14 protein-coding genes are annotated in these 14,524 nt (G+C 46.4%); 4 read left to right on the top strand and 10 right to left on the bottom strand.

From position 1 onward, the window contains the following. Positions 1-192: 192 nt before the first annotated feature. Entirely contained in the window at positions 193-555 is a 363-nt protein-coding gene (locus ABID29_RS00495) for a DUF956 family protein (protein WP_354363662.1), read from the top strand. A 291-nt stretch (positions 556-846) separates the two neighbouring features. Here ABID29_RS00495 and ABID29_RS00490 read toward each other — a convergent pair whose 3' ends face one another. The 3 genes from ABID29_RS00490 to xylA all read right to left on the bottom strand — a co-directional run bounded on the left by ABID29_RS00490 (position 847) and on the right by xylA (position 4,801). Continuing rightward, positions 847-1,908: an aldose epimerase family protein gene (locus tag ABID29_RS00490; protein ID WP_354363661.1), complete on the bottom strand. Its 1,062-nt coding sequence runs from the start codon at positions 1,906-1,908 to the stop codon at positions 847-849. A 1-nt stretch (position 1,909) separates the two neighbouring features. Continuing rightward, positions 1,910-3,382 (bottom strand): xylulokinase, encoded by a 1,473-nt coding sequence (xylB, locus tag ABID29_RS00485; RefSeq protein WP_354363660.1) that lies wholly within the window; start codon positions 3,380-3,382, stop codon positions 1,910-1,912. A 111-nt stretch (positions 3,383-3,493) separates the two neighbouring features. Beyond that, entirely contained in the window at positions 3,494-4,801 is a 1,308-nt protein-coding gene (gene xylA / locus ABID29_RS00480; protein WP_354363658.1) for a xylose isomerase, read from the bottom strand. 168 nt (positions 4,802-4,969) lie between these two features. Between xylA and ABID29_RS00475 the strand changes: the two genes are divergently transcribed. The 3 genes from ABID29_RS00475 to serS all read left to right on the top strand — a co-directional run bounded on the left by ABID29_RS00475 (position 4,970) and on the right by serS (position 8,315). Beyond that, positions 4,970-6,130, top strand: coding sequence for an ROK family transcriptional regulator (locus tag ABID29_RS00475; protein WP_354363657.1), 1,161 nt, complete (start codon positions 4,970-4,972; stop codon positions 6,128-6,130). Between the two features lie 45 nt (positions 6,131-6,175). Continuing rightward, entirely contained in the window at positions 6,176-6,481 is a 306-nt protein-coding gene (locus ABID29_RS00470; protein WP_354363656.1) for a LapA family protein, read from the top strand. Between the two features lie 556 nt (positions 6,482-7,037). Further along, positions 7,038-8,315, top strand: coding sequence for a serine--tRNA ligase (serS, locus tag ABID29_RS00465; protein WP_354363654.1), 1,278 nt, complete (start codon positions 7,038-7,040; stop codon positions 8,313-8,315). Between the two features lie 23 nt (positions 8,316-8,338). Here the strand turns inward: serS and ABID29_RS00460 are convergent, their stop codons facing one another. From ABID29_RS00460 to fabF, 7 genes are all read right to left on the bottom strand, one after another. Next, entirely contained in the window at positions 8,339-8,971 is a 633-nt protein-coding gene (locus ABID29_RS00460) for an HI_0552 family protein (RefSeq protein WP_354363653.1), read from the bottom strand. 230 nt (positions 8,972-9,201) lie between these two features. After that, on the bottom strand, positions 9,202-9,972 hold the full coding sequence (locus ABID29_RS00455; RefSeq protein WP_354363652.1) for an acetyl-CoA carboxylase carboxyl transferase subunit alpha: 771 nt from the start codon (positions 9,970-9,972) through the stop codon (positions 9,202-9,204). After that, positions 9,969-10,835, bottom strand: coding sequence for an acetyl-CoA carboxylase, carboxyltransferase subunit beta (accD, locus tag ABID29_RS00450; protein WP_354363650.1), 867 nt, complete (start codon positions 10,833-10,835; stop codon positions 9,969-9,971). Before accD ends, ABID29_RS00455 begins: the two co-directional genes overlap by 4 nt. Positions 10,836-10,851: 16 nt before the next feature. Further along, complete coding sequence (locus ABID29_RS00445) at positions 10,852-12,219, bottom strand: acetyl-CoA carboxylase biotin carboxylase subunit (RefSeq protein WP_354363648.1); 1,368 nt, start codon at positions 12,217-12,219, stop codon at positions 10,852-10,854. Positions 12,220-12,300: 81 nt separating this feature from the next. Beyond that, on the bottom strand, positions 12,301-12,723 hold the full coding sequence (fabZ, locus tag ABID29_RS00440) for a 3-hydroxyacyl-ACP dehydratase FabZ (protein WP_354363647.1): 423 nt from the start codon (positions 12,721-12,723) through the stop codon (positions 12,301-12,303). Beyond that, complete coding sequence (gene accB / locus ABID29_RS00435) at positions 12,720-13,208, bottom strand: acetyl-CoA carboxylase biotin carboxyl carrier protein (protein WP_354363646.1); 489 nt, start codon at positions 13,206-13,208, stop codon at positions 12,720-12,722. The genes fabZ and accB overlap by 4 nt, the downstream gene beginning before the upstream one ends. Then, positions 13,209-14,435, bottom strand: a complete 1,227-nt coding sequence (gene fabF / locus ABID29_RS00430) for a beta-ketoacyl-ACP synthase II (protein ID WP_354363645.1) — start codon at positions 14,433-14,435, stop codon at positions 13,209-13,211. It lies immediately after the preceding gene. Positions 14,436-14,524 lie beyond the last annotated feature (89 nt).

The following is a 14,524-nucleotide window of genomic DNA, read 5'->3' as shown; positions in this document are numbered from 1 at the left end:
ATTCGTCAGAATTCAATTTTGTCGTCCCACCTCCGCACAGTTGAGTAGGGCTGTAAAAGCTGATGAAATCAGTGTATTAGAGACCACTCAGCCACTGCGTCTTGCTTGACGATTCAAAAAGAATTGAGAGGTTAGGACTTTTGTCCCAGCCTCTTTATGGTATACTGTAACAAAAAGATTAGAAAGATCCCCATGGCACAATCTCTTAATAAAACAGTCCTCCTACACACAACCGGCGTCTACTATACTGGCCTCGGTAGCAAGGTCGGTAAATTTCTCCTTGGCGATCAGGCGATTGAATTTTATCCTGATGCCAATGTTGAACAGTTTATCCAAATCCCTTGGAGCAATATCCTTGAGATGGGGGCCAACGTCTCTGGCAAATCCATCAGTCGCCACTTTGAAATTTACACTGACAGTGGTAAATTTCTCTTTGCCAGCAAGGACTCTGGCAAAATCCTCAAAATAGCTAGAGAGCAACTCGGAAACGACAAGGTGGTCAAACTGCCAACCTTAATTCAGACCATTAAGAATTGGTTTGGTAAGAAAAAATAGCGGGCGATTAGAGCTCAAGAACTACAAAAACTCCGCCCCTAAAACCAATCTATCCCTTATTTGAACAACTTTGAAACCTAAAAAGATAGAGTAGGAGGGCTCTATCTTTTTTGCTAGTTATTAATATTTTCCCATTTCCAGTTTTGGACTTCTGGGATGGCGTCTCCGTGTTCACGGATGTATCTTTGTGGAACTTGACGGTTTCGTCCATCTTGGCAGCTGAAATATCGTTGGCTGCACGCCACCAGGTGTCTACTTTGTTTCAGTATTCTTATAGATCAAACTGTGTCGTCATGAGCTCCCTTGCTTTTCGTGCAATAGCAACTTATAACTGGTTTCTCCAGTATAAATTTGGCCTTTTTCCAAGACAATAGTGCCAAGGTCAGGTTGGTTAATGGCATCTGGTGCTTCCTGGGTCTCCAAGGCAATGCCTGCATGAGTTTTCAGCGGGTGGCCCCAGATGGATAGGGGATCACCTACCTTATTGTGGGTATAAACCACCATGGCTGGGCTAGTCGTATAGACTTCCAGTAATCGCTTCTTATCTGGACAGTTAAGCTGAGCAACTGGTTCTGCCGTCCCAGGTGTATCCAAGATAAAAGGATGGTCAAAGCCATTCATCAAGCTAAACTGCGGATCTTGACTATCCAATAGATCCCCAAATCGTCTGCCCTCCCTCAAATCAAACGGAGTCCCATCAACCTTTTCTTTTATGCCCAAGGGAATGGCTTCTTGGTCTAAGGGCAGATAATGTGAAGCCTTAATTGTCATCTCGTGATTCAAGACACTGTCTTGATTGTTGCCGTTTAGGTTGAAATAGACATGATTGGTTGGGTTAAAGAGCGTCGTTTCTTCTGCTTCGCCTTTATATGCAATCGTCCATACATTATCATCCGTGAAACGATGCTTGACTTCAACAGCTACAGAGCCAGGGTACTCGATCTTTGGAGTATGTAAACAGAAGATTACGGTAACTGCTTCAGCGGTCTCTTCGATCTTATAGGCAAACTGTTGGAGGTCGTAACCTTCTAAACCGCCGTGCAGATGATGACGGCCATCATTTTGGGACAATTGATAGGTCTTGCCGTTAAGGGTAAAGCGCCCTTCTGCGATACGCCCAGCAACAAGCCCCACTGTCACCCCGTAATAATAATTGGATTCAAAAGCTTCCTGGGCATTTTCGTGTCCCAAAACGATCTCTTCATAACCGCTGCCTTGAACTGGGATTCCCCAACGATTAATTCTGGCACCCAAGTCCGAAAAACCGATGCGGATCCCCTGCTTATTGGTTATCAGGATTTCAACGAAGTCCTTGCCTCCGTAGCTTCCAAAAGGAACAATCTCTACTTTCATACTAGATTCCCTTCGTTGCTGGGTAAATCTCACGATAGCGGGCATAGGCTTCTTCATAAACTGCCACACGTTCGGGAAGCGGAGAGACTACATCGGTGTATGACACAAATTGCAAGGCACAGTCTTGGATCGTCTCAAACCAGCCAGACCCGTAGGCTGCTAACATGGCCGCACCCAAACCCGGTCCCTGTTCAGCCGTCAAGGAGACCACTTCCACATTAAAGATGTCTGCCTGCATTTGCAACCAGTCCTTATTTTTAGCGCCGCCACCAACAGAGACGATACGTTTGAAACGCTTCCCTGCAACCTCCTGCATCAGGCGTTGCGAATCTTTCAAAGAGAAGGTAATCCCTTCTAAAACTGCCCGTGTGAAGTGCGCCTTGGTGTGAATCGCATCAATCCCAATAAAGCTACCTCTCACCTGAGAGTCCACATGCGGGGTGCGTTCCCCAACCAGATAAGGAGTGAACAAGAGCCCTTCGCTACCTGCAGGGATAGCTGCAATCGGCGCCAGTAACTCTGGAAAACCTTGCTCTGTAGCAAAGGTCTTGCGGTACCAGTCCAGGCTATGACCAGCAGCTAAGGTAACCCCCATAGAGTAGTAGGTGCCTTCAACGGCATGGTTGAAGAAATGCAGTTTCCCTTGATAATCTGGGCTTCCTTGGCCCTCGTAAGACAGGAAGACTCCAGATGTCCCAATACTTGCCATGCCAATATCGCTCGAGAGAATACCCGCGCCAACAGCTGCACAAGCATTATCTGCACCGCCCGCAAAGACCTTAACGTCTCTCTTGAAGCCAAAACGCTCTACCAATTCTGACTGAATAGTGCCAATGCAGTCTGAAGCTGATACAACTTTTGGTAGATAGTCTAGTGGAATCTGAAAAGCTTCTGCTACTTCTTTAGACCAGATTTTCTTCTCAATATCTAAAAGCAAAGTCCCTGCTGCATCTGAAAAATCCGTATGGTAGTCGCCTGTCAAATAGAAGCTCAAATAATCTTTCGGCAAGAGAATTTGACGTGCACGTTGCCAAATATCAGGTTCATTTTCCTGAACCCAAAGAATCTTCGGAAGTGTAAAACCTTCCAGAGCCAGATTTCGAGTAATGCCCAAGAGGCGGTCGCCCAAAACCTCTTCAATACGGCGGCATTGAGCCGTTGTTCGTGTGTCATTCCACAGGATAGCTGGGCGCAAGACCTCCTGATTCTCATCCAAGAGAACCAAGCTGTGCATCTGCCCTGAAAAACTAATGCCTTCCAATTCGCTGGTAAAATCTGTTACCTTCTCAGCCAATTCATTCAAGACGCTATCACAGGCCTTGAGCCAATCGTTTGGATCCTGCTCACTATAGCCTGGCTGAGCATGAACCACGTCATAGTCTGCAGAAGCTTGAGCCACTACTGCTCCTGTTCGATCTACTAAAAGTCCTTTTAAAGAACTGGTCCCCAAATCAATTCCTAAAACATAAGCCATTGCAATAATACCAAGAGTAAAGAGAAAACCTCCCTAGGTCGATTCCCCTTTATGTCTGCCTTTCTTTTGTGTTAAAAGAGGGAGCGGGATTGCCCCACTCCCTGTCGGTCGTTAGAATAAGTAATCGTTCAACTGTGACTTGACCAGTTCGATATGGCTGGATTCCAATTTTGGATCATCATGCTTGAGCGCGTATTCTGTCAAGCTTTCAAGGTCTTCCTTGTCTGCGACGATGCTTGCACCGATGCCTTCACGGAAGCTCGCATAGCGTTTTTCTTTCAAGTCTTCAAAGAAGCGATCCTCACGCAATTTAGCTGCCGCTTTCAAGCCACGTGCAAAGGTATCCATACCAGCGATGTGGGCAAAGAGAAGATCATCCATTTCATGAGATGAACGGCGAACCTTAGAGTCGAAGTTGATGCCACCAGGTGCGATACCGCCATTGTCAAGGATTTGAAGCATGGCAAAGGTTGTATCGTAGACATTAGTTGGGAATTCATCGGTATCCCAGCCCAGAAGCACATCCCCTTGGTTGGCGTCAATTGAGCCAAGGGCATCATAATCACGCGCTACATTCAATTCATGCTCAAAAGTATGACCAGCCAAGGTCGCATGGTTGGCTTCAAGGTTGAGTTTGAAATCCCCTTCCAGACCATGTTTTAAGATAAAGGCCATGGTAGTCGCTGCATCAAAGTCATATTGGTGTTTTGATGGTTCTTTTGGTTTTGGTTCAATCAAGAACTGTGGTTTATGCCCAATCTTTTCACCGTAGGCAATGGCCATTTTGAACAAGCGTGCAATGTTGTCTTGCTCAAATTTCATATCGGTGTTGAGCAAGGTTTCGTAGCCTTCACGACCACCCCAGAAGACATAGTTTTCACCACCGAGCTTTTTAGAGATGTCCAAGCCTTTTTTCACTTGAGCCGCTGCGATGGCATAAACATCCGCGTTGTTGGTAGAAGCTGCACCGTTGTTGAAACGTGGGTGTGAGAACATGTTGGCCGTGTTCCATAGCAACTTCTTGCCAGTTTCTTCCATTTTTTCCTTGATATGGTCTGTAATCTCATCAAGGTTGGCAAAGAATTCTTCCAGTGAATCCCCAGCTGGTGCAATGTCAATATCATGGAAACAGAAGTAGTCAACATCTAATTTTTCCAAGATTTCAAAGAAAGCATCCACACGGTTGTGAGCTGTTTCAAGAGGTGTTTCACCAAACCAAGTCCGCTGGTTCGTTGGATCACCAAAAGGATCCGAGCCATCCTGAGTCATTGTATGCCAATAAGCAAGCGCAAAACGCAAATGCTCACGCATGGTCTTCCCTTCTACCACTTCCTCAGGATTATAGTGGCGAAAAGCATAAGGATTTTGAGTTCCCTTGCCTTCATATTGAATCTTTTCTACATTTGGAAAATAAACCATCTGTTTTTCTCCTTTGAATAAAATTTGATTTTAGTTTGTTAGTATGGTAAACTAACTTACATAGATAGTATAAAACTATCTCAAGCATTTGTCAAGCGTTTTCAAGAAAAAAATTTGGCTTTTTGAATAACTTAGGTTAAACTGATATAGAAGGCAGGAGGTTTTGCTATGATTACAGATAAATATTTGATACGAGAACAGAATGCGTCGCTTGTCCTCAACACGATTATTGAACACCAACCCATTTCACGCGCGGATATCGCCAGTTACACTCAGCTCAATAAGGCAACCGTTTCTTCAATCATCACTGACTTGATTGAAAAACAATTAACCTTCGAATCAGGCATTGGCGAATCAAGCTCAACGGGAGGGCGAAAGCCGATTTACTTAACCTTCAATGCCCATGCTGGTCTGGCTTTAGCCGTTGATGTTGGCTACAATTACGTCAGTCTAATGGTAGCCTATCTTGATGGTACAACCATCCACTCCCAAAAGATAAAGCAAGCCATTGATGCCACTACTATCATCCCTAGTATTGTAGGCATTATCAAGCAAGTGATTCCCTCACTCCCTGACACCCCTCATGGCATTGTTGGCCTCAGTGTGGCCATTCACGGTATCGTGGTCAATAATAATATCCAGTTTTCTCCCTTTTACGATGCGCAAGGGACTCAGGTTTACGATGCCCTCCGTCAGGAATTCTCCTTCCCCATCTACATCGAAAACGAGGCCAATCTAGCGGCTTTAGGCGAATACACCTTCCGGGTAGAAGAAGATAACGTTATCAGCGTCAGTATTCATAGTGGTATCGGGGTTGGCATTGTCCAGGATAAAGTGCTCCAGACTGGAGCCCATGGCCATTCTGGTGAAATCGGCCACACCATTCTCTATCGAGATGGGATTCCTTGCGTTTGTGGTAACAAGGGGTGTTTGGAAAAATATGCCTCAAACAAGGCCATCTATGACGCCTATGCTTCACACAAGGGCCTGTCAGATGTCAATTCTGATGTGATCACTAAGAGCCTGCTCGAAAAGGATGCGTTTACCCTAAATCTACTCGAAGAAAAGGCTGCTGAGCTGGCTATCGGCCTCAATACCCTCATCATGCTCTATGACCCCGAAGTTGTCATCATCAATAGCTCTATTTACAAAAAAAATCCCCACTACCTTACCCTGCTGCAGGAAAATCTCAAGAGCACTTTTACCAAAGATGTCTCACTCACCATCAGCACCCTAGAAGACGAGGCCACCCTCTACGGTGGCATCTCAGTCGTGACTAGTCAATTTCTAAACCTTCCTTCACTCAAATTTTATAAGACGTCTTCTTAAAAACGGCAGCTTGCTTTTTTCCAGCGATTCCTTTATAATAAAGGCATGAAAAAGAATTTAACCATTATTTTATTGATCCTCACCATTATCACCACTGCTGCACTGGCTCTTGCTAACCGTCAGTATGTCGAAGTGAATTATCTCTTTGGGTATTTTCGCATGCCGCTTATCCTTCTGATCTTGGTCTCGGTAGCTTTGGGGATGCTGATCCAATTTCTTTTGGCCTTTCCCAAGAATATGGCCAATGCCCGTCAATTAAAGCACATCAAACGCGAGATGGAAGATGTGCAACGCGCCCTCAAAACATCAGAAACTCCTTCTATTGCAACTCCTGATGTAGACAATGAATAACAACATTACTAATGCTCAAAGAAAATCATTCTAGCCTAGGAAAGGAAGCTGATGATAGAACTGGAGTTCATCGAAGCGAGTTGACAACGGCTATCTTTGATTTTCAAAGAGTATAAACTATAAACAGACCGAGCTCACTGGTTCGGTCTGTTATTTTGCCCTTTTCATCTTACGCCCACAGAAAATCAACATTAAACGGCGTTAAACTGCTATATCCTTCATTAAGCGAAGCAGAACTTTTGTCCCAACCTCCCGTTTGTCAAGCGTTTTCAAAGAAATATTTCGGAAAAATTTTAGCCTATAAAATGTTATTAATTGCTCTCTATCTATTTACATTTTAATCCCTTTCAGGTATAATACCCTTAACGGATAAGTAGTTTGTCCTTTTCTTTCAGAAAGTCTGCGGTAGCTGTGAGCAGATAGGAAAGACAGATGAAATTCTACCGTGTAGACAATTCAATATCAATCAAGGCACAAGTGCGAAGCTGGATGGAACCGCGTTAGACAACGCTCCAGCAGGTTACTTGTGCCTATTTTTTATCAAGGAGGACATCCCATGTTAGACATTAAAAAAATCCGCGCGGACTTTGACGGCGTCGCTAACAAATTAGCCAGCCGTGGGGTCGAAGCAACTACCATTGCCAGCCTAAAGGACTTGGACGAAAAGCGCCGCGAACTGCTGGTGATCGCCGAGGAAAAAAAAGCCGAGCGCAACACCGTTTCTGCAGAAATTGCCCAGGCCAAACGCAATAAGGAGGCAGCCGATGACAAGATTGCTGCCATGCAAACCCTATCTGCGGAAATCAAAAGTGTTGACGCTGAGCTTGCCCAGATCGAAGAACAGGTGACAGCCATCATCACCACCATTCCAAACACACCGCATGACAGCGTTCCTATCGGTGCAGATGAGGAAGACAACGTGGAAGTGCGCCGCTGGGGCACACCGCGTGAATTTGACTTTGAGCCAAAAGCCCACTGGGATCTAGGCGAAGACCTGGATATCCTGGACTGGGAGCGTGGCGCAAAGGTCACAGGTAGCCGCTTCCTCTTCTATAAGGGCCTTGGAGCCCGTTTGGAGCGCGCCCTCTATAACTTCATGCTGGACGAGCACAATGCCGAAGGCTATCAAGAGATCATCACCCCATACTTGGTCAATCGTGACTCTATGTTTGGGACTGGGCAGTATCCTAAATTCAAGGAAGACACCTTTGAAATCGCAGACGACGAGCGTCCGCTGGTGCTGATTCCGACAGCTGAAGTCCCTCTGACCAACTTCTACCGCAACGAAATCATAGACGGCAAGGACCTGCCAATCTACTTCACTGCTATGAGCCCATCTTTCCGTTCTGAGGCTGGCTCTGCCGGTCGTGACACCCGCGGTCTCATCCGCCTCCACCAATTCCACAAGGTAGAGATGGTCAAATTCGCCAAGCCAGAAGAGTCTTACGACGAACTGGAAAAAATGACCGCTGATGCCGAAAATATCCTGCAAAAACTGGGACTGCCTTACCGCGTCCTTGCCCTCTGCACAGGCGACATGGGCTTCTCAGCGGCTAAAACCTATGACTTGGAGGTCTGGATTCCAGCCCAAAATGCCTACCGTGAAATTTCCAGCTGTTCAAATACAGAAGATTTCCAAGCCCGTCGTGCCCAAATCCGCTACCGCGATGAGGATGGCAAGGTCAAGCTTCTCCATACCCTCAACGGTTCAGGCTTGGCAGTTGGTCGCACCGTAGCAGCCATCCTTGAAAACTACCAAAATGAAGACGGTTCTGTGACCATTCCAGAAGTCCTTCGCCCTTACATGGGTGGGGTTGAACACATTGAGCCTTAAATAACAAAAAACGGATGACTAACTCAATCCGTTTTTTTACTTGCTTCATAGTAGGGAAGTAAACCATGAAACATAGAGATCAGTTGCAAGACAACTTCTTCTCGTGATCGGTCTGCCTGCAAGGGAAAATCGGTTTTCACCAAGACCTTACGGACAAGCCCTGTTCTGACCTGCTCCTGCAATAGGCGACGGTTTGCTTCTGTCGCTTCTACTCGCTCGCTCACCCCATCCTTCTGGACCCAGTAATAGATTTCTTCTTGGACGGGGATCTCAAGCACCTGGTTTTGTTTCGAGAGGCTTGTTTCTGATTTTTTTCGCTCAACAAAACTCACTTCGACCGAAATTCCCCAGTCACTAGGCTCCCCGTACAGGCGAATGGCCAAAGCCACATCCCCTTGGGCATCAGAGGGCAATCGGTAGTAGACCCAAAAATGTGGTCGGCAGATTTGCGCCTGGTTCATCCACTGACTGACTTGCTCCATTTGAAAAGGGGCTATCCGTTTTTCCAATTCTCGTCCCAGCTGATCAAATTCTTTTCTGGCTTCTTGAGCAAGAAAACGCACTTTTTCCATCTCTTGGCTCAACTCTCCAGCCTTTTCAGGCTTGATGTATTTGAACCCTTGATAGGCTAAGTAAATTTCTACTTTCTCTAACATACCATTCCCCTATTGCCTCTCCCTTTCTTTAAGCATAACAAGACTTCTTCCAATCGTCAACAACTAAGCCATACCAGCCCTATCAAACTCCCATAAAAGCAAACCAAGCTTTAAACTCTGATGAATTTCTCCTAGGATATTGAACGTTTTATTTCCCCAAAAGAAGAGCTTCCAAGAATTAGCTTATACTGACCATGGCCTTCAAAAAAAGATTGCTTTTGAACAATCTTTTAAAATTTACGAAAACGGGCATAGCGCTGATCTAACATTTCCTCTACAGACAGGGCTTGTAAGGTCTGTAATTCTTCTATAATCGCTACTTTTACATCTTGGATAAGCTCTGATCCAAAGCGACCACGCTCTGAAATGACCTGGTCTACTACTCCCATTTTGAGGAGTTCGTAAGAGGTGATCTTCATGAGTTCCGCCGCCTCCATCGCTCGGCTCCCATCCTTCCACAAGATCGAGGCAAAACCCTCTGGTGACAAAACAGCGTACATGGAATTTTCCAGCATCCAGACCCGGTCCGCAACAGCTAGGGCCAAGGCACCACCAGATCCCCCCTCTCCGATGATAATGGCGATAATGGGGACCCTTAGGTCACTCATTTCCATGAGGTTACGGGCAATAGCCTCTCCTTGTCCACGCTCCTCCGCACCAACACCAGGATAGGCTCCAGCCGTATTGATGAAGGTAATAACTGGACGTCCAAATTTCTCTGCCTGCTTCATGAGGCGCAAAGCCTTTCGGTAGCCTTCTGGATGGGGCTGACCAAAGTTACGGTCTAGATTATCCTGCAAGTTCTTGCCCTTTTGGATTCCGATAACCGTAACGGCTTGATGGCCTAGGCGGCCAATTCCCCCGATAATGGCACCGTCATCACGGAAATTCCGGTCGCCATGCAGTTCTATAAAGTCCTCACAGATTCCCTTGGCAAAATCAAGAGCTGTCAGACGTCCCTGATCCCTAGCTTGTTTAATGATACGGCTAATCTCTGTCATGCCTCACCTCCATGCAATGCCAATAAGGTTCCGATGGTCTCACGCAATTCCTGACGCTTGACGATCTTGTCCACAAAACCATGCTCCAGCAAAAACTCCGCCTTTTGGAAATCCGCTGGCAGATTTTCACGAACCGTGCTTTCAATAACACGACGTCCAGCAAAACCAACCAAGGTCTGAGGCTCAGCAAGGATGATGTCCCCTTCCATGGCAAAACTAGCCGTCACTCCACCTGTTGTCGGATCCGTTAAAACCGTCAAGTAAAAGAGACCAGCCCTAGAATGACGTTGGACCGCCGCAGAAATCTTGGCCATCTGCATAAGCGACATGATGCCTTCTTGCATCCGAGCCCCACCAGAAGCTGTAAAGAGGACCACCGGCAGTCCTTCTTTTGTAGCCAGTTCAAAGAGACGGGTAATCTTTTCCCCCACAATGGTCCCCATAGAGGCCATGATGAAGTTGGCATCCATGATCCCAAGAGCACAGGTCTGCCCCTTAATCTGAACAAGACCTGTCACCACCGCTTCATCTAGGCCTGTTTTTTGGCGGGTTTTAGCCAATTTCTCCTTATAACCAGGAAAATGCAGCGGATCCTTGGTCTCAAGACCTGTAAAGTATTCCTCAAAAGTCCCTTCATCCCCAATCAGCTGCAGGCGCTCCTTGGCCGAAATCCGGAAATTATAGGAACAAGATGGACAGGTCTTATCAAGTCCTAGATCCTTCTGGTAAACCATCTGCTTACAGCTAGGACACTTGTCGAATAACGCATCCGGTACCTCAGGCTTTGTTTGAGGTGTCGCTTGAACCCTAGAACGATTCGGATTGATGCGGATATACTTATCCTTTCTCGAAAACAAAGCCATAGTTTCTCCTTATTGTCTATTCTTGTTCTTGAAAACGTGGTAAAAATTCTTCCATGAGGTAGGCTGTATCATAATCTCCAGCCACCACGCGCTTATCAGAAATCAAATCCCATTGGAAGTCCACATTGGTCTTAACCCCTTCAATCTCCAATTCATAGAGAGCACGTTGCATTTTCATCAGAGCTTCAAAACGGTTTTCCCCATGCACAATGACCTTGGCAATCATGGAATCATAGTAAGGTGGAATGGTGTAGCCAGGGTAAACCGCTGAATCCACACGGATGCCAACCCCACCGCTTGGAAGGTAGAGGCTATCGATTTTCCCTGGACTTGGGGCAAAGTTAAAGGCAGGATTTTCCGCATTGATGCGGCATTCAATCGCATGTCCTGAAATGACTACCTCTTCTTGTGTCTTTTCAAGAACTTCACCTGCTGCAATGCGGATCTGCTCCTTGACAATGTCCACGCCTGTCACAAACTCTGTGACAGGATGCTCTACTTGGACACGGGTATTCATCTCCATAAAATAGAATTCGCCCTTTTCTTCATCCAGAAGAAACTCAATCGTTCCCGCATTTTCGTAACCAACGGATTCAGCCGCTCGAACAGCAGCCTGGCCAATTTTTTGACGCAGGGTTTGGCCAATCGCGATCGAAGGCGCTTCTTCTAAAACCTTCTGGTTATTCCGCTGAAGAGAACAATCCCGTTCACCTAGATGAATGACATGTCCATGTTGGTCCGCCAAAATCTGAACCTCAATATGACGGGCCGGATAAATGACCCGCTCCAAGTACATGGCACCGTTGCCAAAGGCTGCCTTGGCTTCAGCAGAGGCATTCTCAAAGGCTGTAACTAAGTCTTCTGGACGTTCAACCTTACGAATCCCTTTTCCACCACCACCAGCAGAGGCCTTTAGCATAACAGGGTAACCAATCTGATCCGCAACTGCTAGCGCTTCTTCAGCCGTATAGACCTCACCATCTGATCCTGGAATCACCGGAACCTTGGCCTCAATCATCTGTGCACGGGCATTGATCTTGTCTCCCATTACATCCATGACTTTGGCTGAAGGGCCAATGAATTTAATGCCCACTTCCTCACAAAGGGTCACAAACTTTGAATTCTCACTCAAAAATCCAAAGCCTGGATGAATGGCCTGAGCCCCCGTTAAGATGGCTGCTGAGATGATATTGTTCATATTGAGATAGGATTCAGTAGAGCGAGCAGGACCGATACAGATCGCCTCATCTGCCAAGATGGTATGAAGGGCTTCCTTATCAGCTTCTGAGTATACTGCGACCGTCGCAATGCCCAATTCTCTGGCCGCACGGATAATCCGCACCGCAATTTCGCCACGATTGGCAATCAAAATCTTATTAAACATACTACTACATTTCTTATTTCGTCATACCGGATGAAGTGGTTGCTCATCCTAAGCCACCCTGCCATTTGGTATCAAGTTATCCTAATTTCCGATAGCAAAGGTCAACGTCCCGCTCGCTGCCAGCTTGCCATCAACTTCGGCTTTGGCTTCAACGACTGCAATCGTGCCACGGCGTTTGACAAAGGTCGCCGTCATGACGAGCTGATCTCCAGGGACGACTTGCTTTTTGAACTTGACCTTGTCCATACCGGCGTAAAAGACCAACTTGCCCTTGTTTTCAGGTTTTGATAATTCAAGAACACCTGCCGTCTGGGCCAGTGCTTCCATAATCAGGACCCCTGGCATGACTGGGTATTCAGGAAAATGCCCATTGAAAAAGGGTTCATTGATGGTGACATTTTTGATAGCGACAATGGTATCTCCGCTCATCTCAAGAACCCGATCCACCAAGAGCATCGGGTAGCGGTGAGGCAGCGCTTCTTTAATCTGGTTTATATCCATCATTTGATCCTTACCAATCCTTGTCCAAATTCTACTACATCTTCATTGGCGACTAAAATGTCAGTGACCACACCATCTTTTGGAGCCGGAATTTCATTCATGACCTTCATGGCCTCAATGATCAAGAGAGTCTGGCCCTTCTTAACACGATCGCCGATCTGCACAAAAGCTGGCTTGTCTGGCGCTGGCGACAGATAGGCCACGCCAACTAAAGGACTCTCTACAACATCACCTTCAGCGCCTGATGTTGGAGCAATAGCAGAGCTAGTTTCAGGATTAGCTCCTCCAGCAGGTTCTGAAACAGAGGATGCTGGACTAACCTCTGCTGGAGCTGGTCCTGCCACAGGAGCCACCACTGGCGCAAGTCCTTGGAATTTAGCCTCATTTTTCGAGAAAACCAACTCCTCGCTGCCAGTCTTATACGAAAATTCTCTCAGACTTGAGCCGTCAAATTGGGCCAGCAAGTCCTTAATATCTGAAATATTCATTTAGTTCTCCCAACGTTTGAAGGCCAAAACGGCATTGTGTCCACCAAAACCAAAGGTATTAGAAATGGCATAATGAATGTCCATCTCACGCCCTTGGCCATAGATGACATCTGCTTCAATATAGTCTGATAATTCTTTTGTCCCTGCGGTCATCGGTGCAAAGGAGTTACGCATGGCTTCAATAACAGCAATGGCTTCAACAGCTCCAGCTGCACCAAGCAAGTGACCTGTGAAGGACTTGGTAGAAGATACAGGCGTTTCTTTGCCAAACACTTCTACAATAGCCTGGCTCTCGCCCTTTTCATTGGCAGGCGTTGAGGTTCCATGAGCATTGATGTAATCAATATCTGCTGGCTGGATACCTGCTTCTGACATAGCCAATTTCATGGCCTTAATGGCTCCCAAGCCTTCTGGATGTGGCGATGTCATATGGTGGGCATCACAAGTATTTCCATATCCTACAATTTCAGCCAAGATAGTTGCCCCCCGTTTTTGAGCGTGTTCCAAGCTTTCAAGTACCAGAACGCCTGCTCCTTCCCCCATGACAAAGCCATTGCGATCCTTATCAAATGGGATAGAAGCACGAGTCGGATCTTCTGTTGTAGACATGGCTGTCAGAGCTTGGAAACCTGAAATCGCAAAAGGCGTAATTGAAGCCTCTGAACCACCAGCCAGCATGACATCTTGAAAACCAAACTTGATTTCACGGAAGGCTTCCCCCAAAGCATCGTTAGAAGAAGCACAGGCCGTGATAACACATTTACATACGCCGTTGGCCCCTACTTCCATGGCAATATTACCAGCCGCCATATTTGGAAGAGCCTTCGGCAAAGTCATTGGACGGACACGCTTTGGCCCTTTCTCCGTCAAGCGGTTGACCTGTTCTTCGATCTCCTTGATGCCCCCAATCCCGGTGGATAGAATCACCCCGAAGCGATCGCGATCAATCTGCTCTGTATCCAGATTAGCATTAGCCAAAGCTTCCTTGGCCGCATAAATAGCATACAAGGAGTAAGGATCAAAGCGATTGGTATCTTTCTTGACAAAGTACTTATCAAAAGGAAAATCCTTGATTTCCGCAGCGTTTTTAACTACATAGTCCTCTGTATCGAACTTAGTGATTTTGCCGATGCCAATTTGGCCTGTCTTCAAACTATTCCAAAATTCTTCTGGTGTGTTTCCGATTGGGGAGGTTACACCGTAACCTGTTACGACGACTCTATTCATGAGGTTCTCCTGATTATTTTTTTCTTTGCTTTCCTTAGTAGTGAGAGCACAAACCTTCAACGCCAACCCCTATGGAGACTTGGCTACAG

Origin of the sequence: Streptococcus rupicaprae, assembly GCF_040545225.1 — a bacterium.
GTDB classification, from domain to species: Bacteria; Bacillota; Bacilli; order Lactobacillales; family Streptococcaceae; genus Streptococcus; species Streptococcus rupicaprae.
This window is presented reverse-complemented; position numbering and strand designations above follow the sequence as displayed.

Bases quoted from the DNA above. Each gene is read 5' to 3' on its own strand.
- ABID29_RS00495 (WP_354363662.1), top strand. From the start codon at position 193: ATGGCACAATCTCTTAATAAAACAGTCCTCCTACACACAACCGGCGTC.
- ABID29_RS00490 (WP_354363661.1), bottom strand. From the start codon at position 1,908: ATGAAAGTAGAGATTGTTCCTTTTGGAAGCTACGGAGGCAAGGACTTC.
- xylB (WP_354363660.1), bottom strand. From the start codon at position 3,382: ATGGCTTATGTTTTAGGAATTGATTTGGGGACCAGTTCTTTAAAAGGA.
- xylA (WP_354363658.1), bottom strand. From the start codon at position 4,801: ATGGTTTATTTTCCAAATGTAGAAAAGATTCAATATGAAGGCAAGGGA.
- ABID29_RS00475 (WP_354363657.1), top strand. From the start codon at position 4,970: ATGATTACAGATAAATATTTGATACGAGAACAGAATGCGTCGCTTGTC.
- ABID29_RS00470 (WP_354363656.1), top strand. From the start codon at position 6,176: ATGAAAAAGAATTTAACCATTATTTTATTGATCCTCACCATTATCACC.
- serS (WP_354363654.1), top strand. From the start codon at position 7,038: ATGTTAGACATTAAAAAAATCCGCGCGGACTTTGACGGCGTCGCTAAC.
- ABID29_RS00460 (WP_354363653.1), bottom strand. From the start codon at position 8,971: ATGTTAGAGAAAGTAGAAATTTACTTAGCCTATCAAGGGTTCAAATAC.
- ABID29_RS00455 (WP_354363652.1), bottom strand. From the start codon at position 9,972: ATGACAGAGATTAGCCGTATCATTAAACAAGCTAGGGATCAGGGACGT.
- accD (WP_354363650.1), bottom strand. From the start codon at position 10,835: ATGGCTTTGTTTTCGAGAAAGGATAAGTATATCCGCATCAATCCGAAT.
- ABID29_RS00445 (WP_354363648.1), bottom strand. From the start codon at position 12,219: ATGTTTAATAAGATTTTGATTGCCAATCGTGGCGAAATTGCGGTGCGG.
- fabZ (WP_354363647.1), bottom strand. From the start codon at position 12,723: ATGATGGATATAAACCAGATTAAAGAAGCGCTGCCTCACCGCTACCCG.
- accB (WP_354363646.1), bottom strand. From the start codon at position 13,208: ATGAATATTTCAGATATTAAGGACTTGCTGGCCCAATTTGACGGCTCA.
- fabF (WP_354363645.1), bottom strand. From the start codon at position 14,435: ATGAATAGAGTCGTCGTAACAGGTTACGGTGTAACCTCCCCAATCGGA.